This is a genomic window from Bacteroides sp. f07, assembly GCF_042854785.1.
Lineage (GTDB): Bacteria > Bacteroidota > Bacteroidia > Bacteroidales > Bacteroidaceae > Bacteroides.
In genome coordinates this window covers 258826-284044 of record NZ_BAABXI010000003.1, presented here as the reverse complement: position 1 = coordinate 284044, position 25219 = coordinate 258826, and the positions used below count along the sequence as shown (strand labels likewise).

The following is a 25219-nucleotide window of genomic DNA, read 5'->3' as shown; positions in this document are numbered from 1 at the left end:
GTAACGGATGAACCGACGGATATGTTTTAAGAGTTGTGCAGGATTTAGAATGAATAGGTAGTAAACTTTCTATTTCTCTGTTCTTACATGAATAATAAGCGCTTTTTCAGCAGTTCAATGATTTGTGTCCGTAATTTCCCGGGTTGGATCGGTTTGGAAGTATATCCGTCAAAGCCACCATTCAGAATGCGTTGTTCATCTTCTGCGTAAGCGAAGGCGGTAATTGCTATAACAGGAGTTTCGGGAGACAACTCATGTATCTTTTTTGTTGCTTCGTATCCGTTCATTTTAGGCATATTGATATCCATCAGTACAATATGCGGATTATGCTCTTTAAACAGTTGTACGGCTTCCTCGCCATCCCATGCGTGGATTAATGTATATTCTTTTTTGAGTACGGATTCAAATAATTTATAATTACTGTCATTATCTTCTGCAATCAGTATACTGAGCTTTTCCTTACTGTCTACGTGACGATAAGCTTCGTGTTCCTTGATGTTTAGCGATACTTTTTCAGTAGGGATATAAGGCAATGTAAACCAGAAAGTCGTTCCTTCTCCCTCTTTGGAAGTTACTCCTATCTGTCCGCCCATGTTTTCAACGATAGTCTGGCAGATTGATAATCCTAGTCCTGTGCCTTGTACAAAATTGTTGAGTTTGACAAAACGTCCGAAAATATTTCCCAGTTGTTCTTCCGGAATTCCGCTACCTGTGTCTGTTACATAAAAATGCAGGAAATCATCGTTATCTTGCAGATGGTATCCGAATTGGATACTACCTTTCTCTGTGAACTTCATCGCATTGTTGATTAGGTTGCTGACTACTTGTGTCAGCCGGTTTTTGTCTGTACTGATACTGCATTCCGGCATTTCCCGGTTATATATAATCCGGACATTCTGATTTTTATTCCTCATTCCGGCCGAGTCTTCCAGATTGAAGAACAATTCGTTAACATCCACATTGCTATATACAAATTCCAATGTGCCGGCTTCAATCTTAGAAAGATCAAGAATGTCACTAATCAGTTGGAGAAGTAGATTATTGTTGTCCTCGATAATGTGTATATATTCCTGTTTCTCTTCTTCGTCTTCCTCTTCTGTCGAAGCCAGAATGCCTGAGAAACCGACTATGGCATTCAGCGGAGTACGAATCTCATGACTCATATTTGCCAGGAAGGCAGATTTCAGCTTATTGGATTCTTCCGCTTTCTCCTTGGCTCTAATCAAGGCTTCCTCCATCTCTTTTCTTTGAGTGATGACTAATGAAGAACCTACAAGCGTCTTAGGTTTGCCGTTCTCATCTCTGTCATCTACTGTAGCTTGTACTTCCACCCATTCATAATGCAATGAATTTCCTTTTTTAGGAACAATCCGGAATTCTTCCTTAAGTTTTGAAACCTCTCCATTGATGAGCCGCTGATAAGCTGCCATTATTCGTTCCTTGTCTTCTTTGCAGATATTGGAAAAATAGGAAGTGTCTGAAACTGACAAATGCTGTTCGCTGACTATTCCCTGTTCCTGGATGACTTCAACAGGGCGATTGACATCACATAAGATTGTGTTTTTTTCCAAGTCCCATTTCCATGGGGTGATATCGGCTACATCGAGTGCAGCGGATAATTTATGATTGGTGGAGTGGAGCATTTGCTGGGTTATTACCAACTCTGTGTTGTCCACGCAAAAGACGTCAATAAAGCCTTTCTGTTTGGAAGGGGTGATGATAACAGTTAGATAGGTTTGCTTTTCTTCAACATAATATTGGAAAGTAAGTTCTCTCTTGTTGTTAAGCGAATTGTACATATTGATAAGTTGTATACCATCGGACTTGCCGAGTTCGCTTTGCTTCTTCCCTATTATTTTGTTTTTAGATATGATGTACTTTTCGAAAATCGGATTTACTTCGCGATAGATGAAATCTATAATATGTCCTTCCGCATCATAAATAAGTTCTTCCTTGGCATATAAAATAGGCATGTTTTCTATTAAGCTGCTGTAATTCGTCATCGCATCCAGACGTTTACCGCGTTCGGCGGCGATTTTTCTTACCCACATCAGATATAAGATACCTGAAAGCATAATAAAACAAATAATGATAATATAGTGCCAGTTCTGCTCAAAGAACGTTGGCGGCTTCATGCTGAAAACTGTATCGGACGGACAGCGCCTTATCTGTAGTCCGGAATTTTGTAAATCGATATAATTGATGCATGGGCAGGGTGGTCTCATTTCTATAAATCGGGTTTTCCCGATTTGTGGCTTCGCCAGTACTTGTTGAACCGTTTTTATAATATAGTTTTTTATGACATCATTCGGCCAGAAACATCCTCCAATCAATCCGTTCGTTTCCAGAGCATTGTTGTGCAGTGTGAAGATGGGAGCTTTAGAGTAGTTACTTAATAGCCTGGATATATTGGAGGTAAGAATGGCATTACCTTGTTGCTGCTCTTTTTTAAACCAGGAAAGAAACAACACCCCGGTTTGGGAGTTAAACGTTTTTAAAGAATCAATCAAGGCATCATTCGTAATATCGCCTGCAATCAGGTGTTCAATCTTGACGGTGGGGTATTCGGTGTGTATAAGTTCATTGACTTCTTCCCGGTATTGCGCACTGATACAACGCCTGTCCGAAAGGAATACTAACTTCTTCATGTGTGGAATAAGCGTATCCATCAATTTCACCGTTTCTTTGATGTAGAAAGGGGTGTAAAGGACAGTCAGCGGTATGCTGCCCTGATAGTCTGCCAGTGATTTTCTATCCTCTTCGGGAATAACCCTCTTTTTTAAATATATGCTGTCGTCACCTATATATTTCCTTTCTGCACAAAGGATAACCGGTATATTTTTCCAATGCTTCTCGATGTCCTTGTTTAGTAATACCCATGACGAATTTCCTAATAAGACAATTAGTTTGGGAGGAGTATTGCCATATCTTTGAAATAGATTCTCCTTGTATTCTTGCAAGGCTTCTTCATCATTGATGATAAGCATATTCATATGTTCCGTATGGATATCTACATGGCTTTTCGCTGTGCTGTATTCTTTGTATATCGGATCTATGAAGTCGTTGCTCCATAATGACATCTCTGTATAAGAATTGATGATTAGAATACAATCGGATGATAAATTGTTCTGTTGGGTTTGGACGGCATAACAGAGGGAATGAAACATTCCCGTTATAAAAAGGAGTAATATTAATACTTTCTTGAAATATGATACCTTCATTTGTATGTTTGTTTTGATTGCTCTTTATTTTGTTCAAATTTGCCGAAAGATAAGGCTTATTCTTCAATAAACAGTAAATAAAAGAGAAATAATGTAGAGATTAAATATTATTTCCCAAAATGGATGTCTTGCTTTGCGTGGGGGATTAATAAAGAGACTGCACCATGTTGTGCCTGTTTTTTAAGACACGGATGGTACAGTCTCTCATTTATTGTGTAGAGATGATTTATTCTATAATCTGTCCTTTGTAAAAATCCAGGATTTTAGTGCAGAACAAATAATCATATTTAGCTTGTAGCCTGTCTGAAAGTGCTTTAGTCAGATTCAGTTTTGATTCATTGTATTCTACAAAAGTGGCCTTGCCGTTATTGAATTTTTCACTCATGAGACGGAAAGATTCTTCATTGGCTTTCACTGCAACTTCACTGGAATTATATTTGCTTTCTGCCGCTAAAGCATTGTACCAGGATTGTTGAATCTCCTTGTAGAGCGTTTTTTTAGCATTGTCCAATTGCAGTGTAAGATTGTTTTGCTGTAAACGGGCTGTCCGTACCTTATTACGTGTGGAAAAACGGTTGAAGAGTGGAACACTAAGATTGAATCCTACATATTTATTCAGGTTGTTTTTCATCTGACTGCCGAATCCCCCTTCTGATTTTCCGTTAACTGTATAGTAATTACTTCCCAACCCGGCGCTAAAAGATAACTGTGGGTAGAAGTTACTTTGCGCAAGACGGATGCTGTTGATACTACCTTGTAACTTGTATTCTGCCGATTTTATACTTGGCTTGTAGGCAAGTGCCTGCGTATAAATATCATCCGGCGGAGTTAGAGGAGTAAATTCCAGTTCTTCTTTGGGATTTTCAAGTACAAAACCTTCCGGTGTCGGTAATTCCAAGAGTTGACTGAGGTCAAGTAATGATAATTTGTATTTATTATCGGACTGTACAGCGGTCATTTCATCTTGTGCTACACGGGCTTGCGCTTCAGCCACTTCAGACGGAGATGCTTTGCCTACTCCGAAAAGTCCTTGAATACGCTTCAGTTGGTCTTTGCTCAAATTTACTTGATTATGGGCAACTTTGCTTAATTCAAAATTGAACAATACTTGCAAATAAGCAGAAGTGACATTTATGGCAATATCCTCTTTGGCTTTGTTGAGGTCTTCAATAGCCGCTTTCAGATCCAGTTTAGCAAGCGAGTATTGATTAGACAACTGCAAACCAGTAAATATAGGGACGTTTGTGCCTAAACTAAGGCTCGTATTAGCACTGTTAATATTGCTATATGAGTTATCTACCGGAGAAGCTGTACGTCCCCAGCTCCAGTTCTGACTGGCACTACCACTCAAATTAGGGAGACGTGCCCACTTGGTTGTATGCACATCTATCTTACTTATTTCAGTATTGTTGGCGGACTTGCGAATCTCTATATTATGCTCAATGGCATAGTCAATACATTGTCGCAGTGTCCATGCTTGCGACGAGTTGTTGTCCTGCGCCTGAATGGAAATTATTCCGATTCCTGAGAGCAGAAGTACTGATATGGTTTTACGGATTGTTTTCATTGAAGTCAATTATTTGTCTTTTTTCTCAGCACCACGTATTTTATCCTGTGCAGTTATCCCTTTTTTAATTTCTATCTTGATACCGTCGCTCATCCCTGCGGTCACTTGAGTACGTTGGAACTTCTGTTGAGGTACGGAATCCGTCATAAGATATACAAAAGTAGAATCCCCACTAAATTCGACAGTGCTTTCGGGCACTGCCAATACCTGATTGGCACGTTGCAACACGATTTCTGCATTGGCGGAGTATCCGGAACGGATTTGTACGGAATCGGGAACGGAAATGGCAGCCTTGATTTCGAACTGGTTGGCTCCGTTGGTTTCCACTCCTTTGGGAGATATATATTCCAGGATTGCGTTGAAAGTCAAATTCTGCAAAGCACCGATTGTCAGTTTCAACGACATGCCTTCATGGATGCGCCCCACTTCCGTTTCATCAATATTGCCACGGAAAATGAGATCGTTCATGTTGGCTACTGTGGCAATGGTTGTTCCATCGTTGAAGGTATTGCTCATGATAACGGAGTTACCGGCTTTTACCGGTACGTCCAAAATCAATCCGTCAATAGTGGAACGGATCATGGTGCTACTGAATGAAGCACTGTTTTTGGTAATGCCTTCTTTTACGATTTCGAGATTATCTTTTGCGGTCTGTCTCTCTTCACGCGCCTGTTTGACGGCAACTTCGCTTTTCTCATATTCTTCCCGGCTGATTAGCTGGTCTTCATATAACTTCTTGACGCGGGCAAAATCAGTTTCAGCCTGTGCCGCATTAATCTCTGCCAGGCGGACACGGCTTTCAGCCGAGTTCAGTTGCCCGAGTTCGGGGATAACCTTAACTTTGGCTATAACTTCACCTTTCTTTACGCTTTGTCCTGCTTCTTTGTACAATTCGTCTATGATACCGGAAATCTGCGGTTTGATTAAGATTTCATCTCTCGGTTCTACCTTTCCGGTAGCTACTGTAGTTTTTTGCAAGTCAGTTATTTCCGCCTTCACCGTTTCATAAACAATGACCTTGGGCTGGGATTTCTGATAAAGGAATACGAACGTTCCAATAAGGATTATGGCAATGATTACCAATAATGCGATTTTCAGATACTTTTTCATCTTGGATATATGTGTTTAATTTTTAATTCTTCGTTCTCAACTCTTCATTCTCAACTTCTACTCGTCGCGGATGGCTTCAATCGGTCTGATAGCCATAGCCCGGTAAGCGGGTGCCAGTCCTGCCAACATTCCTAATGCAATCAACAAGGCACAAGTACCGATTGCCAGTCCGAAGCTGACTTGGAAATGAGTATCTCCACCACCTGAATTTGCAGCCATTTCCACTAGTTGCAGTATCATGACGGCAAAGGAGATTCCGCACATCCCCGCAATGGTTGTCAATACCATACTTTCTGACAGGATTTGTTGCATGATGTCTTTCGGACGTGCCCCGATTGCCCGACGGATACCGATTTCGGTGGTGCGTTCTTTCACGGTTACCATCATGATATTAGACACACCGATGGCACCGGCCAGCAGAGTTCCCAAGCCGACCATCCAGACTAATATATTAATGCCGGTAAATAAATTATCAACCATTGAAAACATAGCTTCTGCATTCAGGTACATAAGCGCCTGTTTGTCATTGGGAGCAATATAATGTGCGGCTTTGATAATCTCTTCCATTTTCGGTTGCAGGTCAGACACTTTGACTCCATGCTTTGCGGTAAAACAGATAACATCAATTCTTCCGCCCAGGTTGTACGTTTGTTGCATGGTAGTGAAGGGCAGGGTGACAGCTTCCGAAGCCCGTCCCTGTATGTTCATGTCTCCTTCGGAAGAAGACATACCGATTATCTGATAATAAATACCGTCTACGCGTATGTATTTCCCGCACGGGTCTTCTCCTGCTTTGAAAAGACTTTCATAAACCCGTTTCCCGATAACACACACTTTGCGCCCTTCCTTTATATCTACATCATTGATAAATCTGCCATAAGCCATTTCCTGTGATTCGATGTGAAGATAGTCGGGATACAATCCTTTCACACTGCAATCATATTTCTTATCTTCGTACACAGCCTTCGACCCCCAGCGGGCGATGGAAGGAGTGATAACTTCCACGTCTTTGACTTGAGAACGGAGACGTTCGATGTCCGTAGCTTCCAAGTCCCACGATCTTCCTTTACGGAAACCTTTGTACGCTTCGCCCGTCCTTTGTGAAGCGAGAAAGCCGGAATTGGTGGCGAATCCTTCAAAGTTCTTTTTCATCATATCTTCCAGTCCCTGTCCGCCGCCGATAAGGGCGACGAGCATAAAGATTCCCCAAAACACACCGAAGGCAGTCAGCAGGCTTCTTGTTTTATTTCTTGTGATGGTTATGAGGATTTCCTCACAGGTATCCATGTCTATTCTCATATTCTTAATCTGCTCTAAGTGCTTCAATCGGTCGGATGCTGACCGCTTTGCGGGCAGGGAACAATCCGGCTAATGTTCCAGCTATTACTAATGTAAGTGTAGCCTGTATGGCAATTCTTATATCTACGGTAGGATTCAGGAAAACCGTTTCCGTCCACACTCCGGTATCCATTGTCTGATTCCCGAAGGCATTATTCATCCATTCGGTCACTCCGATGCCAGCCACCATGCCGATGTATCCGAATGTGGTGGTGATGATGATACTTTCTACAATAATAAGCCAAAGAATAGATCTCGGTTTAGCTCCTAACGCCTTGCGGATACCGAACTCGCGTGTACGTTCTTTAACGGTGATCAGCATGATATTGGACACCCCTACAATGCCGCTTAAAAGAGTGAAGATACCGATAACCCAGATTCCGGTGCGTAGAATGACCATGCCTTGCTGTTGTTGTAGATAGTTGGTGAATCGGTTCCATATCCAGATAGCGCTATGGTCGGTAGGGTCAAAACGATGGTTGGCACCTAGAGCTTTTCGGTATTCTTTCTCAAAATTCTCATTTGCTTCGATTGTTTCCAGATTCTTTGTAGCAATGGTCAGACAGTTCAGCTTGTCGCCTTTATTATAGATGGTTTGCAGAGTGGAAAAAGGGATGAAAGCGGGATTCTCCCCACTGTCTCCTTTGTCGTTGCAGAGTCCTACTACCCGATAGACAACATTTCCCATGTTGACAAATTGCCCGATAGGTTCGATATGTGTCTTATTAAAAAGTATTTCAGCCGTTTTCTTGTGAAGGACGATTACTTTCCGTCTTTCTTTTATATCCGTTTCATTAATGAAACGCCCTTTAAAAAGCTTTATGGTCTCCATTTCTATATGGTTAGGGAAGACTCCCGCCAGTCCGACACTGGCATACTCCGAACCGAAGCTGATGTTGACGGAACCTTGCCAGATCGATGCTCCTGTCGTAATGACATTATTGGAGAAATGGGTATCGGTGATCTGGAAATCCTTGTTGTCCAGTTGAATCTGTCGCCCCTCTTTTAGTCCGTCGTAAGACTTGGAAGTCCAGCCCGGATAGATTTTAATACTGTTCAGTGCACGTTCCGAAGCCGATTCTTCGAATGCGTGAATCAGCCCGTTGCCTGCACCCAGCAGGACGATAAGCATAAAGATACCCCATGCCACGGCAAATCCGGTGAGAAACGTCCTCAGTTTGTTGCGCTTGATGGTACTGTATATTTCTTGCCAAATATCAATCATGATAATGTTTGTATAGTAGGTGGTGGATTTGGATTTATTTCATGATGCCGTCCTTGCCGAAAGGAGAAGCGTCGTGGTCGATGTTATCCTCGATTCGTTCGATAATACCATCTTTGATATGTATAATCTTGTCTGTCTGGTTGGCAACGCCGCTTTCATGAGTGACGACTACAATCGTCATTCCCATTTTATGCAAATCTTTCAGAATCTGCATCACTTCTACGGAAGTCTTGCTGTCCAAGGCTCCGGTCGGTTCGTCCGCCAGGATAATTTGTGGCTGGGTGATGAGTGCACGTGCGATGGCTACACGTTGTTTCTGCCCGCCGCTCATTTCGTTGGGCATATGATGTGCCCAGTCTTTCAAACCCAGCCGGTCGAGATATTCCAGTGCAAGCGCATTTCTCTTTTTGCGACTTACCCCCTGATAGAATAAAGGAAGTGCTACATTTTCTACAGCATCTTTAAAGGAAATCAGGTTGAACGACTGGAAAATAAATCCTATCATACGGTTCCGGTATTCGGCGGCTTTGGTCTCGCTCAGGTTTTTGATAAGTACATTGTTCAGGTAGTACTCTCCGGTGTCGTAATTGTCCAGTATGCCTAATATGTTGAGTAAAGTAGATTTGCCGGATCCGGATGCTCCCATAATCGAAACAAATTCCCCTCGTTCGATATTGAGGTTGATACCTTTGAGTACATGGAGAGGCGCTCCGTTGTTGTAGGTCTTGTTGATGTCTGTTAGTTGTATCACAATTTTCTTTATTTAGTTTCTGTTTTCTAATAATTTTCTACTATTAGACGACTGCAAGATACAAAAAGTTGCAGAGAGAGTGAACTTTTTTTGAAAAACATTTTGTAGACTCAATCTTCTTTACGTAATTTGTGTGCAGTAAACTTAATGATTAACTAACCCTTTTAAATAAAAGTATCATGAATTCAAACATGGAGAAACCCTACGTAGTAGGTATTGACATCGGCGGAACGAACACCGTCTTTGGAATTGTAGACGCACGCGGAACTATTATTGCCAGCAGCTCAATCAAAACTGCCGGTTATCCTACTGCCGAAGAGTATGCTGACGAAGTTTGCAAGAACCTGCTTCCGTTGATTATCGCTAATGGCGGTGTTGACAAAATCAGAGGTATCGGTGTCGGTGCTCCGAATGGCAACTACTATACAGGAACGATTGAATTCGCACCGAACTTGCCTTGGAAAGGTATCCTTCCACTGGCTGCTATGTTTGAAGAAAGACTGGGTATTCCCACTGCTCTGACAAACGACGCTAATGCTGCCGCTATCGGTGAAATGACTTACGGTGCTGCCCGTGGTATGAAAGACTTTATCATGATTACGCTGGGTACCGGTGTAGGTAGTGGTATCGTTATCAACGGTCAGATGGTATATGGTCATGACGGTTTTGCAGGCGAATTGGGTCACGTGATTGCCCGTCGCGAAGGTCGTATTTGTGGTTGTGGCCGTAAAGGTTGTCTGGAGACTTACTGTTCGGCTACCGGTGTAGCACGTACAGCTCGTGAATTTCTTGCAGCTCGTACCGATTCCAGCTTGCTTCGCAACATTCCGGCAGAAAACATCACATCAAAAGATGTATATGATGCAGCCGTACAGGGCGATAAACTTGCACAGGAAATCTTCGAATTTACAGGTAATATTTTGGGTGAAGCATTGGCAGACGCTATTGCATTCTCTAGTCCTGAAGCTATTGTATTATTCGGTGGTTTGGCCAAATCGGGTGATTATATCATGAAACCGATTCAGAAATCAATCGACGAAAATGTCTTGAATATCTATAAAGGCAAGACAAAATTGCTCGTTTCCGAACTGAAAGACTCTGATGCTGCCGTATTGGGTGCCAGCGCTTTGGCTTGGGAACTGAAGGATATTAAAGAATAATATCAATTTTATAATAAAGGTAATGAAAGTCCCCGGGAACTATTGTTTCCGGGGATTTTCTTTTTTCATCTCTGTCGGAGAATGACCGGTGAGGAAAAAGCAGCGTTTGATGGTCAATAAAAAAGGGAACTTCATCTTGAATGAAGCTCCCTTTTTTATTTCGAATCTTAGAGTTAATCTTAGTTGTTAACTCTTTTTTCTTTGATTCTGGCTTTCTTACCGGTAAGAGCACGCAGGTAGTACAATTTAGCGCGACGAACTTTACCTACCTTGTTCACTTCGATGCTGTCGATAGCCGGTGATTCGATTGGGAAAATTCTTTCTACGCCTATAGTTCCTGACATTTTACGTACAGTAAAACGTTTTTTGTCTCCGTGACCGGCGATTTTGATAACAACACCACGGTACAACTGTACACGTTCTTTGTTACCTTCAATAATACGATATGCTACAGTTACAGTGTCTCCTGCTTTGAAGCTCGGGTGCTGTTTACCGGTAGCAAATGCTTCTTCTGCAATTTTAATTAAATCCATTGTTGTTATTATTAAATTGTTTCATCGTTACAACGCAACATACCAAGTATCTCGTCTCTTGACAGCGATTGCGCGAAAGCGGTGCAAAGTAACGAATTATTTGGCAGATAGCCAAATGTTTTTTGTATATTTGTAGCTGTGAACAAGAAAAGGCTTGTTGGGTTACCAATAATAAATAAAGATGGAAGTAAGCATACCAAATATACAATACCAAGCTCAATTTGACGAAATCAAATTAATAATTGATACACGTAAGAAGCGAGCTTATAAAGCTTTAAATAATGAGATAATTCTTAGTAATTGGGAGATTGGGCGGTATGTCTCCGATAAAATAAGGTCTGCCAAGTGGGGGAGCAAGGTCATAGATATGCTTGTTGTATATCTCAAAGAGAAAATCCCCGGTATCAAAGGGTATGAAAAACGTTCTATTGAAAGAATGGTCAGATTCTATAATGAATATTCTACTGTAGAATTTGCGTCAGCCATTCCGACGCAAATCAAAGAACAGGCAATTGCGTCAGACGTTCTGACGCAATTTGGTGACGATGCTGCTGTACTCTTTTTATTGGTACAAGTGGGCTGGTCTGCCCATCTTGAGATAATGTCCGGATGCACGTCTCCTGAAGAACGCATCTTCTACATATTATTAAGTAATAGAGAAAACCTTACTTATCAGGAACTTCGCAGGCAGATTGATGCTTGTGTTTATGAACGGAGTTTATTAGGGAATACGCATCAATCACTAGCATTGGAAAAAGCATATCCGGATGCCGGGCGGATTTTCAAAGACACATATATGGTTGATTTTCTTGGTTTGCCTGAAAATCATAGTGAGAGAAGTCTTCAGGCTGGCTTAGTGAAACAGATGAAGAATTTTATATTAGAATTGGGAAAAGATTTTTTGTTTGTGGATGAGGAGTATCGTGTGCAGGTCGGAATGAAAGACTTTCGGATTGATTTGCTTTTTTTTCATCGTGGACTGCGATGCTTGGTTGCGATGGAGATTTTATGTTGTGCACAACATAACAACTCATATGTTGCGTAGCCATTTATGTTGGCTTCTAACTCTAATCCTTTGTATATAAACAATCTCTTCATTTTCTACACAACATAAATTTAGCTGCAAAAGAAGCTAAAAGTCTCCATTTGACCAAACTTACTTGCTCTAAAAAGCATATAACTCGCCTTAATTCTTCATATTTAGGAAACAGCCTAAGTATTAACTTTAAAAAGAAGAATTATGCTTGAAACAATCATTCGACGCAAATGGTACTTGCAAAAGCACCTCGACGCTCCTTTATTGAAGGAACGTGAAAACTATCTTGCTTTCATGGCTGAAAAGCGCAACTACAGCCATAATTATCTGCTTTCTTTGGCAGATTATCTACTACTGATAGTCACAAGCCTCAAGCTTGAAGATGGCTTCTCTGAACAGGTCCCTATCAGTAGCATCAAGGACGCCGCCATCACATGGTCAAAGACAAAAAAGAACCATCCGATGAAGAGAAAGGACAACAGTCCCAGCAGTGTTCGAAAATATATGGATATTGCTTTTTCATGGCTTGCCTACATAGGCAAGTTAGATGGCATCTATACAAATAATGCTATTATTTTGAACCGCCTTTTTACCCGTAAACATCATAAGTTACGTTATCTCACCTATCCTTTGTTAAAAGAACGGGCTGAGTATCTTCAAATATGGGAAGACAAAGGTGCGGCTACACAAACACTACGGGATATAGCCGCATACCAACTTCATTTAATTGACTATCTGCATGTTGAGGACAGACGCATGGTCAGTATTGAGGATATCCGAGAATCCGCTGACAGTTGGATGACTGTACAGAAGCCCGGTGTAAGAGATGCATCCGGGATATACGCAAGAAGACGTTTTATATCATATACTACCAGTTGGTTATCTTATATGGGTCAGCTTATATGTGAAGATGATGCGTTTCCCTTTAAAGAACATGTGATGGAATATCTTGATTGGCTGAAACAAAACAAAGGCTATTCTTCAAGCACCACCGAAGGCAGATACAGTCAGCTCAAAACGATGATGCTGAACTTAAAAGTCGACGGATTGAAAGATATAACGTCTTCAGTTCTTGATGACTATATACGTAAGAGACATGATGAGGACGGTTGTAACAGAAGAACGATAGCCGATACCGTCACTGTCCTTCGTGGATTTTTCAGATACGCAGAAAAAAAAGGTCTGTGTAATCCCGGACTTGTGTATAGCTTAAAAGCCCCGAGAGTATATGCCCATGAAAACCTGCCTTCGTTTGTCCCTTGGGAGACAGTTCAAGATATCCTGCAATCCAAAAAGGATGCCGCCGGGACAGGTGTCAGGGATTATGCCATATTGCTTCTTTTGACTGTCTATGGCCTTCGTTGCAGTGAGGTGACAAACATGAAGTTGAAAGATATAGACTGGCGGAATGAAACGCTGTATTTAAGACGGGCCAAGAACTGCAGGCCACAAGTGCTACCTTTGCTTCCCATCGTTGGCGATGCCATTATCAGATACATCAAAGAGGCACGCTTTAATAAAAGCGGAAACGAATACCTCTTTTTATGCAGACGTGCCCCTCATGAACAGCTTTCCACTTCGACTATATACAAGCTGGTCAGGGACGAACTGAAAGGCAAAGGACTGGAGTTGCGCCATTACGGGCCGCACAGCCTGCGTCATACTTGTGCCACACGCCTTATCAACACCGGGCATTCCTTGAAAGAAATCGCAGATTTGCTGGGGCACATCGGGCTTGATACCACACGCATATATGCCAAAGTCGACATTAAGAACTTACGTAAGGTTGCTGACATGGATTGGGAGGGCTTGCTATGAAACTGAATGAAATGACAGAACTTTATATAAGTTACAGACGGGCTTTGGGAGAAAAGTTCAAGACAAACGCGCAAGCATTGCGTTCTTTTATGAAGCATATCGGTGGCGATACGAATCCGGCGGAACTGACAGTAGGACAGGTCGAACCCTATTTATATTATCCCACAGGAACGGTCACTGCCGGCTGGTTCATAAGGCACACAGCCTTAAAGGGCATGTTCCAATGGGCCATGTCACGGGGTATAATGAACAATGTACCCCTTCCCGCAGACTTGCCCAAGCGTTTGGAGCACATGACACCTTATATTTATAGCAAACCGGAACTGCAACGGTTGTTCCGCTCAGCCATGGAATATCAGAAAAACCGGAGTAAAATCCATCCTGAATGCATGAAGATGATACTGCAACTGACCTATTTTCTTGGATTGAGGCTCCACGAAACGATGTCTTTGAGAATAAGAGACCTGAACCAACCGGATTTGTATGTGCATATACGAGAATCGAAATTTTACAAGTCACGGATTGTCACATACAACCATAAGGTTGGAGAGTTGATTGATACTTTTTTGAAATGGAGAGAGAAACAAGGCATGTGCTGCGTACCCGAAAGCAAACTCTTTTTAGATAAGAAAGGCTTGGACATGCATATAGACACCGTGAGAGGTGCTTTTGAAAGAATCAGGGAACATGCCGGTATCTCCCGTTCGGATAAATCCCCCTTTCAGCCAAGATTACATGACCTGAGGCACACCTTCGCCGTCCATCGGCTTACTTCATGGTATAGGGAGAATCAGGACGTCCAACAGTTGCTCCCTGTGTTGAGCACATATCTTGGACATACACATTTATCCCATACGTCAGTCTACCTGACCATGACCGATGGACTGCTGGGAGAAGCAAACAACCGTTTTGAATCATACATAAAACAAGGAAAAGATGAATGAAGAAAATAAGTTTTATGCCGGATACTGGATACGAAGGTTTCTTTGTGAATATCTGACAAATATACGTAACCTGTCTGCCAATACGCTTAAATCGTACCGGGATGCGATCAGATTGCTGATGCCTTTTATTGCCAAGTGTGTGAAAAAAGAAGTGGACAAGATACTCCTTACTGATATTACAGATACCAGGGTTGCCAACTTCCTGGAAAGTCTTGAAAAAGACAGGTCATGTTCAATCAAGACCAGAAATATCAGACTGGCTGCTTTTTGTTCTCTTGCAAAGTATGTATCCGCCAACAGTCCGGAGCATATAGAATGGAGTCGAAATATAAGAAACATACCTGTCAAAAAGACCAGGAGGACTTTGATAACGTACCTTGAAAAAGAGGAAATGAATGCACTACTGGACGCACCAGATAAAAGTACAAGCCAAGGGTGGAGAGATTATGCCCTCTTACTTTTTTTGTATAATACGGGAGCGCGGGCAGAAGAAGCTGCTACTTTATTGATAAGGGATTTATCCCTACCCAAGAAAAAGGGCTTGGCTGTAGTGACTATAACGGGCAAGGGAAATAAAACAAGAAGATGTCCATTATGGCAACATACCCGTGAGGCACTATCTTCCATTATCAAAAACAGAACAGAGGATGACCATGTCTTTTTAAACCGAGTTGGACAACCAATAACCCGCTTTGGCATCTATGAGATGGTAACCCGTTATGCAGAAAAGATAGAAGATAAGATGCCTACAATTAAAAAGAAACGCGTCAGTCCGCATACAATCAGACATACAACCGCAACCCATCTACTCCAATCAGGTGTTGATATCAATACTATCAGAGCTTGGCTTGGGCATGTATCCATTAATACGACCAATATTTATGCTGAAGTTAATATGGAAATGAAGGCGAAAGCGTTGTCAAATTGTGAAATAGAGAAGAAGTATAAAGTGAAAAGCCATTGGAAGGACGATAAAAAACTAATGGATTTTTTGGATAGTCTGTGATATTATGCCAACTTTGCGTAGAAATTTATGTTGTGTAGAAAATGAAGAGATTGTTTATATACAAAGGATTAGAGTTGGAAGCCAACATAAATGGCTATGCAACATATGAGATTAAAACGAATGAGTTTAGACCGGAATATCTGGGGCAATTGGATTTTTATCTTGAAGCGTTAGACCGGGATGTAAAAAAAGAAAATGAGAATCCGAGTATAGGAATATTATTGTGTAAAAGTGCAGATAGTCAAGTTGTTGAATATGCATTAAGTCGTAGCTTAAGTCCCACAATGATTGCAGAGTACAAGCGGCAGTTAATCCCCAAGGAAATATTGCAAAAGCATTTAAAAGAGATTCTTGATAAATAATAAAAATAGCGAACATGAAACAGACTTATGTAAAGTATCTGATTGTAGCAGCATTGGCAGGTGGTATCCTGTTCACATCCTGCCGCACGACACGAGAGGCTACAGCTCACTATCAAGTGGCGAAAGTAGAAGGTAGTATGATTAAGATTGACTCTGCTTGGGACGCTAATCCGGACAAAAAAGCTGCCGAAGTATTAAAGCCCTATAAGGATAAGATTGACGGGATGATGTATGAAGTCATCGGTACCAGTGAAATGAAAATGGATAAAGGGGGACCTGAAAGCCTGCTTTCCAATCTCGTAGCAAGCGTCTTGCAGCAAGCTGCCGCTCCGATGTTGGGCAAACCTGCTGATATGGGACTGGTGAATATGGGCGGATTACGCAACATCCTGCCGAAAGGTGAAATCACAGTAAGTGAAATCTTTGAAATACTTCCTTTTGAGAATTCCCTTTGTATCCTGACAATGAAAGGCTCGGACATGAAACGCCTTTTTAAAGCGATTGCTTCCCTGCGCGGAGAAGGCGTAAGTGGTATTCGTCTGGAAATCACGAAGAATGGAGAATTATTAAATGCTACAATTGGCGGCAAACCCGTGGAAGACAACCAGCTCTATACGGTAGCTACCATCGACTATCTGGCAGACGGCAACGGACGGATGGACGCTTTCCTGCAAGCAGAGAAACGCGAATGTCCCGATGGCGCTACTTTACGCGGCCTATTTCTCGATTATGTCCGGAAGCAGACTGCCGAAGGCAAAATGATTACTTCCAAACTGGACGGACGCATTACCATAAAATAAGAAGGAGAATCTAAAAATATTGAATATGAAAAGAATTCAGATATCATTCCTGTTATGCCTTGCATTGAGCTTTGCTTTTTCCATATTTGCGCAGGATACCAAGGAACTTATACTTTTACAGACCAGCGACGTACATAGCCGTATTGAACCTATCAACCAGAAAGGCGACCGTAATTATGATGAAGGCGGCTTTGTCCGCCGGGCTACTTTTCTTGACCGGTTCCGCAAGGAACATAAGAATGTCCTGTTGTTCGATTGTGGAGACATTTCCCAAGGCACACCTTATTATAATATGTTTCAGGGAGAAGTGGAAGTCAAATTGATGAACGAAATGGGGTACGATGCCATGACTATCGGCAACCATGAGTTTGATTTCGGCCTGGATAATATGGCACGTCTTTTCAAAATGGCAAACTTTCCGGTAGTTTGCGCCAATTACAACCTCGATGCTACCCCCTTGAAAGGCATCGTAAAGCCTTATGTAATCCTCGAAAGATACGGCTTGAAGATTGGCGTATTCGGTTTGGGAGCTAAGCCCGAAGGTTTGATTCAGGCGAATAAATGTGAAGGAGTAGTTTATGAAAACCCTATCGAAGTATCGAATGAGATAGCAGCCTTGCTGAAAAAGAAAGGGTGTGACGTGATTGTATGCCTGTCCCATCTGGGCATTCAGATGGACGAACGCCTGGTTGCGAAAACACGCAATATCGACGTGATTTTGGGCGGACATTCGCATACCTTTATGAAAGGCCCGAAAACTTATTTGAATATGGACGGAAAAGAGGTGCCCCTCATGCACTCAGGAAAAAGTGGTGTGCGTGTAGGTCGTCTCAATTTGACTTTGAAACGTAAATGAAGATAATTCCCTCAATTTTAGCGATTTTAATTCTATTCTCGGTCGGACAAGCCACAAGCTCGGCTCAGAATGTTACCACCACTGCCGAACCACTGTTAGTTTATAAAGCTCTTCAGGATGAAGATTGCCGTCATTGGGTAGACTCGGTGATGAACAAACTCTCCTTTAAAGAGAAGGTGGGGCAGTTATTTATCTATACCATTGCACCGGTAGATACCAAACGGAATCTGGAGCTGCTGCACGAAGCTGTCGATACTTATAAGGTAGGCGGACTCCTTTTTTCCGGTGGGAAGATGCAAACCCAGGTCGACTTGACAAACCGGGCGCAAAAACAGGCGAAAGTACCTGTTATGATTACTTTCGACGGAGAATGGGGGCTGGCGATGCGTTTGCGCGGGACGCCTGTTTTTCCAAGAAATATGGTATTGGGATGCATCCGTGACAATCAACTGATTTATGAATACGGGAGAGAAGTAGCCCGTCAATGCCGGCAGATTGGAGTGCAGGTTAATTTTGCTCCGGTAGCGGATGTGAACATCAATCCCAAGAACCCGGTCATCAACACCCGTTCTTTCGGAGAAGACCCGGTACAGGTTGCAGATAAAGTAATCGCTTACGCTTATGGCCTGGAAGGTGGGGGAGTATTATCCGTCTGTAAACATTTTCCCGGTCATGGAGACACCGATGTCGATTCACATAAAGCGCTTCCGGTGCTTCCTTTCACTCGCGAGCGTTTGGACAGCGTTGAACTGTATCCCTTTAAAAAAGCGATTCGTGCCGGACTAGGCGGTATGATGGTGGGACATCTGCAAGTGCCTGCTATCGAGCCGATAGGCGGACTTCCCTCTTCTTTGTCCCGTAATGTCGTCTATGATTTGCTGACGGACGAGTTGGCCTTCAAAGGGTTAATATTCACCGATGCCCTTGCTATGAAAGGAGTGTCCGGCAACGGCAACGTCAGCTTGCAGGCACTGAAAGCCGGTAATGATATGGTACTTGCTCCGCGCAATCTGAAAGATGAAATTCCTGTCGTGCTCGAAGCCGTTGAAAAAGGGGAACTGAGCAAAGAGGATATTGAAAATAAATGCCGTAAAGTATTGACCTATAAGTATGTGTTAGGACTCAAGAAAAAGCCGTTTGTACAGTTGTCCGGTCTGGAACAACGAGTCAACAGCCCTCAGGCACGTGATTTGATTCGTCGGCTGAATCAGGCGGCAATTACCGTTCTGAATAATAAGAATCATATCCTGCCGCTCCACGCCGACAAGGCGCAGAGGATTGCATTGCTCGAAGTCGGGAAACCGGGAGAAACGGAAACATTGGCGAAACAAATGTCCCGCTATGCGTCACTGTCACGTTTTCGTCTCCGTCCTAATCAGACAGAAGAAGAAAACCGGCGACTGCGTGATTCGCTGGCTACTTATAAACGAATCGTAATAGCCGTAAGTGAACAACGCCTGGCTCCTTATCACCCGTTCTTTGCAAAGTTCGCTCCCGAAAGTCCGGCTATTTATCTCTTCTTCACTCCCGGGAAAATGATGTTGCAGATTCACCGGGCTGTATCTGACGCTTCGGCAGTGGTATTGGGGCATAGTCACAATAGCGACGTACAGCGTCAGACGGCTGACATATTATTTGCCAAAGCTACCGCGGACGGCCGATTATCAGCAAGTCTCGGCGGATTGTTTCCGACAGGTGCGGGAGTGACTATCACTCCGGAAAGCCCTTCGCACTTCATTCCGGAGGAATACGGACTTTCATCCGCCCTTCTTAAAAAGATTGACACCATTGCCTTGGACGGTATTCAGCAGGGCGCCTATCCCGGTTGCCAGGTGGTAGTCCTGAAAAACGGCCATATCATGTTTGATAAGGCATTCGGTACTTATGCGGGAAAAGGAAGTCCCCGTGTCGAATCTACGGACATCTATGACTTGGCTTCCCTTTCCAAGACAACGGGAACGCTGCTCGCCGTCATGAAACTCTACGATAAGGGGCGTTTTAATCTGACTGATAAGATTTCCGATTATTTGCCGTTTCTGCAACGTACTGATAAGAAGGATATAACGATTCGGGAAATCCTGTACCATCAGTCCGGACTGCCCCCCTGGCTTCCTTTCTATCAAGAAGCCATTGATAAGGACAGTTATGACGGGAGACTGTTCAGCGCACGCAAAGATGCACAGCATCCTGTGCGGATTGGGACAGCTACGTGGGCGAACCCGAAATTCAAGTTTAAGAGTGAATACATATCTCCTGTCAAGACCGGAGATTATACAGTTCAGATTTGCGACAGCCTGTGGTTGAACCGTTCTTTCCGGAAAGTGATAGAAGAGAAAATCGTGGAAACTCCGTTGAAGCAGAAACGTTACGTATATAGCGATATAGGATTCATTCTGTTGGGAATGTTGGTGGAACAGTTGGCGGGTATGCCTATGGAAGCCTACTTGCAGCGTGAGTTTTACGGGCCGATGGGGTTGGAGCGTACCGGCTATTTGCCTTTGCGCCGTTTCGCCAAATCAGAAATCGTTCCTTCCAATAAAGACCGTTTCTTGCGTAAAGAGACCTTGCAGGGATTCGTGCATGATGAGGCTTCCGCCTTCTTCGGCGGGCTGGCGGGGAATGCCGGGCTGTTCTCTACTGCCCGTGAAGTGGCGCATATCTATCAGATGTTGCTGAATGGGGGAGAGATAGACGGAAAACGTTATCTGAGCAAAGAAACCTGTCAGCTATTCACCACAGAAGTGTCAAAGATAAGCAGGCGAGGCTTAGGGTTTGATAAGCCGGATATGCAAGATTCAAAGAAGGGAAATTGTGCATCCGTTGCTCCTGCCGGAGTGTACGGCCATACCGGGTTTACCGGCACTTGTGCATGGGTGGATCCCGAGAACGAACTAGTGTATGTTTTCCTGAGTAACCGCATCTATCCCGATGTCACCAATCGTAAACTCAATCAACTGCATATTCGCGAACGGATACAGGAAGCGATTTATGGCGCGATGAAGAAAAAATAATCCTTCCGATAAAAAATAAAAAGAAATGCCCTTCCACCTGTAACGGTAGAAGGGCATCTTTTTATTATTAACGTAATATTCTGACAGTTGTAGTTCTTTTTTAGAACGATACACCCAGGCGGAAGCCGAAGTTGCTCAATCCGTCTACACTGTAATGCAGTACGTCAGCCTTGTTGGTACCATAGCTGTAGTACAATGCAAAGTGCAAGCCCGGACCGTATACCCAAGGGAATACGTTGACACCCACTTCAGGAGAAGCATAGAATCCCCAACTGTCTTCTCTTGCTTCAAGCATATTGAAGTTGGAGCGGATTTTCGCATATTCAGCACCTAATTTTGCGCTGACATAAGGTTGGAAAGAACCGCCGCGGTTCCATTGGTAGCGTGCAGCAGCACCGAAAGGCAACTGGAACATAGTATGTTGCTGGTCGGTAGTTACATCGCCGCCTGCCATTTTAAACGTTTCACGACCTACGTATTCGTGGTTACTGTGATAGTTAAGGAAAAGTCCCAAACCGATGTTGGGAGTTACAAAATAACCACCTTCGAAGTTCATACCCCAACCACTTGCTTTGTCAGCGAAATGATTACTTAGCGGGGCATTGAATTGCCAGTCGATGTTGGCATATCCATTGTCTGATAACTGTGCCTTGGCCGGCATGGCGAAGGCGATGGCAATAGCCGCCAAGGCTATCACCTTGAAGTATATATTTTTTCTTGTTTTCATAACAGTTGTAGTTGATTATTTGTTAGTAAGATAAGGTGACTGAGCGAATGACTGGTTGACAGCTTCCACTGCGAGAGTGCGGTTGATAGCTTTGGAACCAGTGTCAAATCCGGTCAGGTAGCTTGTCCATACAATAGGCAGTTTTTTGCTTTCACCTTGTTCGGCTTGCAAGTTCACCATTTCTGTCAGGAATGAGTTGGTACTATAGCTGTAAGTCACGGCATACGGGTAGTACCATCCGCCACCCCAGGTTCCGCCCCAGTAGTTCGGGCCCCAGTAACCGGGATATCCCCACCACCATTCCGGCTGTGCGTAGCTGGTGAAATAATAAGTACTTGCGATGTAGCTCACTTGAATACCGAGGTCAGCGCTTTCTTTGTCGGCAGCGGCCGTATATCCTCTGGCTTCCATGTTTTCCGTGTAAGCAGCCAAAATTTGTTCAGCGCCTTCTCCTTCGAGATATTCCGGTTCTTTACTGTCACTGATCACCAGGATCTGAGGTGCCAGAAAGAAAGTAGGAACTTTGAAGTCAGCTTTCTCGTCGTGGTTAGTGTATACCAGATAGTTGTCATCCAGCTTACCCATGTCCGGGTCTTTTTCGCAGGAAGCGAGTGCAAAGACCGCCAATAAAATAGGAATTAATTTCTTCATATCTTTATAATGTTTAGGTTATATAAAATCATGCCCTGGTACCTTGGGGCTTTTGTTACAAACAACAAGAAAAAAAAGAAAAGGTTCGCCTGAAAAATTATTTTGCCGGAAAATTAACATCTTTCTTTTTGTTCTTTTCTGTAAGAACAATGAGCAATCTGCCCATGTTCAGGCGGATTGCTCATTGTTTTACTGTTTGCGGGAATTTGTTTGAAAATCCGTTGTTAAAACAAAGGTCTTAGTAATTCCGGTATTTCAACTTTATCAAGTTCCAGTTCGTTCACCCGTTGTTTACCCGCTTGGGACAGATGGAAATACATTTGCCGGCGGTCTTCGTTTCCGAGTGTCCGGATGATTAGCTCTTTTTCCTCCAGTATCCGGAGCATTTTTGATGTATGCGACGGGCTCAAGTCTGTTTGTTTTGCCAGGTTGGTGGCTGTCATTCTCTCCGTTGAGCACTTGAGGCTGCACAATATCATAGCTTCGTTCAGTGATATCCGGTAGACTTTTTCAAATGCAGATTCAAAGTTTGTCATGGCTCTGAATACATCACGCATTGCACATATTGTTTTCATATCTTATTGAATATATTTTATTAATTCTTCCTGTTAAATAAACAGATTGACGTTGGCATTGTCCGCTCGTTCCATATACGTTGCTACGCCGCCGATGGTCACATCGTCCAGGAGTTCTTCTTTTTTCACTCCCATCACATCCATCGACATCTGGCAAGCGATGAATTCAACGCCGTTTTCCAGAGCTTGCCGACGCAGTGATTCGAGTGAGTCAATTCCTTTCTCCTTCATGATATACCGCATCATCTTTCCGCCTATTCCGCCCATGCTCATCTTTGAAAGTTTCAGCTTCTTGGAGCTTGAAGGCAGCATCATACCAAACATCTTTCCAAAAATATCTTTCTCCACTTTCGGCTTATGCAACTTTTTGATGACGTTCAATCCCCAAAAGGTAAAGAAGATTGTGACTTTCTGTCCCGTGGCTGCTGCGCCATTAGCGAGCACAAAGGTAGCTAAAGCTTTATCTAAATCATCACTAAACATGATAAAAGTTTTTCCTTTGCCATCACAAGTAGTAACAATATTACATGATTTTGGTTCTCCTTTTTCTATAATAACAACAGATTTTCCACCGGATGTTTCTTTCGAAATCAGTTGGTTGCCGGTCGAGCTGCACCATGCGGCGGCGTCACGTGGGAATCCCGGATCAGTTGCCGTAATCTCTACCCGTTCGCCCGAAGCCAGTCCGTCCATAGTCTTTTTCATTTTCAGAATCGGGCCGGGACATTGCAGTCCGCAAGCATCCACCCGTATTGTCTGGGCGGTTGCGGCGGGGGTGGCAGGTTGTCCGGTTTGTGCCGTTGTCTCTTGTTGTGCGGGCGTTTTCAGCGTTTCATTCTCATTTTCTTCGTGCAGGATGATAGGGGCAGTAGCGGCACGGTAAGTTTTCAGTCCGCCCGACAGATTACGCACCTTGTCAAATCCGTGTTGTGTCAAGATACGGTAGGCGAGATATCCCCGTAGCCCGACAGCGCAGAACATATAAATCATCCGGTCTTTCGGCAGTTCCGACAGCCGGTCGCGAAGTTCATCCAACGGGATATTCACGGCTCCCGGCAACGTTCCTAAAGCAAATTCATCCGAAGTGCGGACATCCAGCAGGAATTTGTTCTCCATTTCAATGTCTCTCAATTCTCTCCAATACACAGGATTCGTTCTGCCTGTAATAATATCTTCTGCCACATAGCCCGCAAGTGCTACCGGATCCTTGGCGGAAGAGAACGGGGGCGCATAAGCCTGTTCCACTTTCATCAGGTCGTAGATGGTTCCCTCATGCTTGATGACAAGCGCAAGTTCGTCAATCCGCTTGTCCACTCCGTCATAGCCCACAATCTGTCCTCCGTACAGCCGTCCTGTCTGCTTGTCGAAAGTGATTTTTATACTCATCGGCATTGCATCCGGGTAATATCCGGCGTGGGAAGACGGATGAATGGTAGACGACATATAATCAATTCCTTCCAGCCGCAATCGTTTTCCGGGCAATCCGGTAGAGGCCACCGTCATGTCGAAAACCTTGGCGATGGAAGTGCCGATGGAGCCTTCATACGGAATCTTCGCTCCCAGTATATTGTCTGCGACGATACGCCCCTGGCGGTTGGCGGGTCCGGCAAGATAATTGAGCCAGGGCTTTCCGGTAATCGGATGGCGATATTCAATCGCGTCGCCAATCGCATAGATGGATTCGTCGGACGTTTGCAGGTAATCATTCACGGCAATGCCGCCGGCAGCGCCGATAGTCAGTTCGGCAGCCCGTGCCAGATTCGTTTCCGGACGCACCCCGATAGATAAGATAACGATATCGGCTGCAATAGACCGGCCGTTCTTGAAGTTGACCTTCAATCCTTTGCCGTTCCGTTCAAAAGAAGCTACGGCTTGTTCCAAATATAAATTCACCCCCTTGTCCATCAGGTGTTGATGAACCAGCGAAGCCATCGAAAAGTCGATGGGCGCCATTACTTGGTTGCCCATTTCCACAATCGACACTTTCGCCCCTTGCGCATGCAGGTTTTCCGCCATTTCGAGTCCGATAAATCCGGCTCCTACCACTACGGCTTTCCGCGGAGCGTGGCTGTCGATATATGCTTTGATTTTATCCGTATCCGCAACGTTTCTCAGCGTGAAGATTCCGCTCAGGTCTATCCCCGGCAGGGGTGGACGTACGGGGGAGGCACCGGTTGATATTAACAACTTGTCGTAACTCTCTTCATACGTGTCCTCGCTGCTTTGCCGCACCGTGACCGTCTTTCTTTTCCGGTCGATAAAAATCACTTCATTTTCCGTGCGGACATCTACGCGGAATCGTGTAGAAAATGCTTCGGGAGTCTGGACGAACAGTTTTTCGCGTTCTTCGATAACTCCGCCTATATAATAAGGTAGCCCGCAATTGGCATACGATATATATTTCCCTTTTTCCAAAAGAATGATTTCTGCCGATTCGTCTACTCGTCTGATTCGGGCAGCAGTGGTAGCTCCGCCTGCAACGCCTCCGATAATGATTATTTTCATATATTTATTTTGTAAATAGTTTC

At 43.6% G+C, this 25219-nt stretch carries 19 protein-coding genes and 1 pseudogene; 9 read left to right on the top strand and 11 right to left on the bottom strand.

Annotated features, from left to right (window positions below):
* Nucleotides 1-83: 83 nt before the first annotated feature.
* The 6 genes from ACGHVY_RS20990 to ACGHVY_RS20965 all read right to left on the bottom strand — a co-directional run bounded on the left by ACGHVY_RS20990 (nt 84) and on the right by ACGHVY_RS20965 (nt 9212).
* Nucleotides 84-3221, bottom strand: coding sequence for an ATP-binding protein (locus ACGHVY_RS20990; protein ID WP_390601339.1), 3138 nt, complete (start codon nt 3219-3221; stop codon nt 84-86).
* 226 nt (nt 3222-3447) lie between these two features.
* Nucleotides 3448-4788 carry a TolC family protein gene (locus ACGHVY_RS20985; protein ID WP_308745693.1) on the bottom strand — a complete coding sequence of 447 codons (1341 nt, stop codon included), beginning with the start codon at nt 4786-4788 and terminating at the stop codon, nt 3448-3450.
* 9 nt (nt 4789-4797) lie between these two features.
* Nucleotides 4798-5898, bottom strand: a complete 1101-nt coding sequence (locus ACGHVY_RS20980) for an efflux RND transporter periplasmic adaptor subunit (RefSeq protein ID WP_390601335.1) — start codon at nt 5896-5898, stop codon at nt 4798-4800.
* Between the two features lie 57 nt (nt 5899-5955).
* On the bottom strand, nt 5956-7197 hold the full coding sequence (locus ACGHVY_RS20975) for an ABC transporter permease (protein ID WP_390601332.1): 1242 nt from the start codon (nt 7195-7197) through the stop codon (nt 5956-5958).
* A 4-nt stretch (nt 7198-7201) separates the two neighbouring features.
* Complete coding sequence (locus ACGHVY_RS20970) at nt 7202-8461, bottom strand: ABC transporter permease (RefSeq protein WP_390601329.1); 1260 nt, start codon at nt 8459-8461, stop codon at nt 7202-7204.
* Nucleotides 8462-8495: 34 nt separating this feature from the next.
* Entirely contained in the window at nt 8496-9212 is a 717-nt protein-coding gene (locus tag ACGHVY_RS20965) for an ABC transporter ATP-binding protein (RefSeq protein ID WP_308745689.1), read from the bottom strand.
* Nucleotides 9213-9391: 179 nt separating this feature from the next.
* Here ACGHVY_RS20965 and ACGHVY_RS20960 point away from each other — a divergent pair, with 179 nt between their 5' ends.
* On the top strand, nt 9392-10372 hold the full coding sequence (locus ACGHVY_RS20960; RefSeq protein ID WP_308745688.1) for an ROK family protein: 981 nt from the start codon (nt 9392-9394) through the stop codon (nt 10370-10372).
* A gap of 179 nt (nt 10373-10551) precedes the next feature.
* On the opposite strand, the gene rplS is transcribed toward ACGHVY_RS20960, so the two are convergent.
* Nucleotides 10552-10905 (bottom strand): 50S ribosomal protein L19, encoded by a 354-nt coding sequence (gene rplS, locus ACGHVY_RS20955; RefSeq protein WP_167959626.1) that lies wholly within the window; start codon nt 10903-10905, stop codon nt 10552-10554.
* A gap of 181 nt (nt 10906-11086) precedes the next feature.
* On the opposite strand from rplS, the gene ACGHVY_RS20950 reads away from it, so the two are divergent.
* The 8 genes and pseudogenes from ACGHVY_RS20950 to ACGHVY_RS20915 all read left to right on the top strand — a co-directional run bounded on the left by ACGHVY_RS20950 (nt 11087) and on the right by ACGHVY_RS20915 (nt 20738).
* Nucleotides 11087-11950: a PDDEXK nuclease domain-containing protein gene (locus tag ACGHVY_RS20950; protein WP_390601324.1), complete on the top strand. Its 864-nt coding sequence runs from the start codon at nt 11087-11089 to the stop codon at nt 11948-11950.
* Nucleotides 11951-12145: 195 nt separating this feature from the next.
* Nucleotides 12146-13759 carry a tyrosine-type recombinase/integrase gene (locus tag ACGHVY_RS20945; protein ID WP_390601321.1) on the top strand — a complete coding sequence of 538 codons (1614 nt, stop codon included), beginning with the start codon at nt 12146-12148 and terminating at the stop codon, nt 13757-13759.
* A complete protein-coding gene (locus ACGHVY_RS20940; protein WP_390599543.1) occupies nt 13756-14703 on the top strand; it encodes a tyrosine-type recombinase/integrase in 948 nt (315 codons plus the stop codon). The genes ACGHVY_RS20945 and ACGHVY_RS20940 overlap by 4 nt, the downstream gene beginning before the upstream one ends.
* Nucleotides 14696-15709: a tyrosine-type recombinase/integrase gene (locus tag ACGHVY_RS20935; RefSeq protein WP_390599542.1), complete on the top strand. Its 1014-nt coding sequence runs from the start codon at nt 14696-14698 to the stop codon at nt 15707-15709. The genes ACGHVY_RS20940 and ACGHVY_RS20935 overlap by 8 nt, the downstream gene beginning before the upstream one ends.
* A gap of 38 nt (nt 15710-15747) precedes the next feature.
* A pseudogene (locus ACGHVY_RS20930) lies at nt 15748-16071 on the top strand (PDDEXK nuclease domain-containing protein); the annotation flags it as partial.
* A 14-nt stretch (nt 16072-16085) separates the two neighbouring features.
* The gene (locus ACGHVY_RS20925; protein WP_390601318.1) at nt 16086-16871 is read left to right on the top strand and encodes a 5'-nucleotidase C-terminal domain-containing protein; all 786 of its coding nucleotides are present in this window, start codon (nt 16086-16088) and stop codon (nt 16869-16871) included.
* Nucleotides 16872-16896: 25 nt separating this feature from the next.
* A complete protein-coding gene (locus ACGHVY_RS20920; RefSeq protein WP_308745685.1) occupies nt 16897-17727 on the top strand; it encodes a metallophosphatase in 831 nt (276 codons plus the stop codon).
* Entirely contained in the window at nt 17724-20738 is a 3015-nt protein-coding gene (locus ACGHVY_RS20915; RefSeq protein WP_390601315.1) for a glycoside hydrolase family 3 N-terminal domain-containing protein, read from the top strand. The genes ACGHVY_RS20920 and ACGHVY_RS20915 overlap by 4 nt, the downstream gene beginning before the upstream one ends.
* A gap of 100 nt (nt 20739-20838) precedes the next feature.
* Here ACGHVY_RS20915 and ACGHVY_RS20910 read toward each other — a convergent pair whose 3' ends face one another.
* The 4 genes from ACGHVY_RS20910 to ACGHVY_RS20895 form a co-directional block, all read right to left on the bottom strand.
* Nucleotides 20839-21465, bottom strand: coding sequence for a porin family protein (locus ACGHVY_RS20910; protein WP_308745683.1), 627 nt, complete (start codon nt 21463-21465; stop codon nt 20839-20841).
* A gap of 15 nt (nt 21466-21480) precedes the next feature.
* A complete protein-coding gene (locus tag ACGHVY_RS20905; protein ID WP_308745682.1) occupies nt 21481-22116 on the bottom strand; it encodes a DUF4136 domain-containing protein in 636 nt (211 codons plus the stop codon).
* 224 nt (nt 22117-22340) lie between these two features.
* The gene (locus ACGHVY_RS20900; protein WP_390601312.1) at nt 22341-22691 is read right to left on the bottom strand and encodes a winged helix DNA-binding protein; all 351 of its coding nucleotides are present in this window, start codon (nt 22689-22691) and stop codon (nt 22341-22343) included.
* A 33-nt stretch (nt 22692-22724) separates the two neighbouring features.
* Nucleotides 22725-25196, bottom strand: coding sequence for an FAD-dependent oxidoreductase (locus ACGHVY_RS20895; protein ID WP_390601309.1), 2472 nt, complete (start codon nt 25194-25196; stop codon nt 22725-22727).
* Nucleotides 25197-25219 lie beyond the last annotated feature (23 nt).

What these genes read in the sequence shown, in the direction of transcription:
- ACGHVY_RS20990 (WP_390601339.1), bottom strand. Translation starts at nt 3,221, where the DNA reads ATGAAGGTATCATATTTCAAGAAAGTATTAATATTACTCCTTTTTATA.
- ACGHVY_RS20985 (WP_308745693.1), bottom strand. Translation starts at nt 4,788, where the DNA reads ATGAAAACAATCCGTAAAACCATATCAGTACTTCTGCTCTCAGGAATC.
- ACGHVY_RS20980 (WP_390601335.1), bottom strand. Translation starts at nt 5,898, where the DNA reads ATGAAAAAGTATCTGAAAATCGCATTATTGGTAATCATTGCCATAATC.
- ACGHVY_RS20975 (WP_390601332.1), bottom strand. Translation starts at nt 7,197, where the DNA reads ATGAGAATAGACATGGATACCTGTGAGGAAATCCTCATAACCATCACA.
- ACGHVY_RS20970 (WP_390601329.1), bottom strand. Translation starts at nt 8,461, where the DNA reads ATGATTGATATTTGGCAAGAAATATACAGTACCATCAAGCGCAACAAA.
- ACGHVY_RS20960 (WP_308745688.1), top strand. Translation starts at nt 9,392, where the DNA reads ATGAATTCAAACATGGAGAAACCCTACGTAGTAGGTATTGACATCGGC.
- rplS (WP_167959626.1), bottom strand. Translation starts at nt 10,905, where the DNA reads ATGGATTTAATTAAAATTGCAGAAGAAGCATTTGCTACCGGTAAACAG.
- ACGHVY_RS20950 (WP_390601324.1), top strand. Translation starts at nt 11,087, where the DNA reads ATGGAAGTAAGCATACCAAATATACAATACCAAGCTCAATTTGACGAA.
- ACGHVY_RS20945 (WP_390601321.1), top strand. Translation starts at nt 12,146, where the DNA reads ATGCTTGAAACAATCATTCGACGCAAATGGTACTTGCAAAAGCACCTC.
- ACGHVY_RS20940 (WP_390599543.1), top strand. Translation starts at nt 13,756, where the DNA reads ATGAAACTGAATGAAATGACAGAACTTTATATAAGTTACAGACGGGCT.
- ACGHVY_RS20935 (WP_390599542.1), top strand. Translation starts at nt 14,696, where the DNA reads ATGAATGAAGAAAATAAGTTTTATGCCGGATACTGGATACGAAGGTTT.
- ACGHVY_RS20925 (WP_390601318.1), top strand. Translation starts at nt 16,086, where the DNA reads ATGAAACAGACTTATGTAAAGTATCTGATTGTAGCAGCATTGGCAGGT.
- ACGHVY_RS20920 (WP_308745685.1), top strand. Translation starts at nt 16,897, where the DNA reads ATGAAAAGAATTCAGATATCATTCCTGTTATGCCTTGCATTGAGCTTT.
- ACGHVY_RS20915 (WP_390601315.1), top strand. Translation starts at nt 17,724, where the DNA reads ATGAAGATAATTCCCTCAATTTTAGCGATTTTAATTCTATTCTCGGTC.
- ACGHVY_RS20910 (WP_308745683.1), bottom strand. Translation starts at nt 21,465, where the DNA reads ATGAAAACAAGAAAAAATATATACTTCAAGGTGATAGCCTTGGCGGCT.
- ACGHVY_RS20905 (WP_308745682.1), bottom strand. Translation starts at nt 22,116, where the DNA reads ATGAAGAAATTAATTCCTATTTTATTGGCGGTCTTTGCACTCGCTTCC.
- ACGHVY_RS20900 (WP_390601312.1), bottom strand. Translation starts at nt 22,691, where the DNA reads ATGAAAACAATATGTGCAATGCGTGATGTATTCAGAGCCATGACAAAC.
- ACGHVY_RS20895 (WP_390601309.1), bottom strand. Translation starts at nt 25,196, where the DNA reads ATGAAAATAATCATTATCGGAGGCGTTGCAGGCGGAGCTACCACTGCT.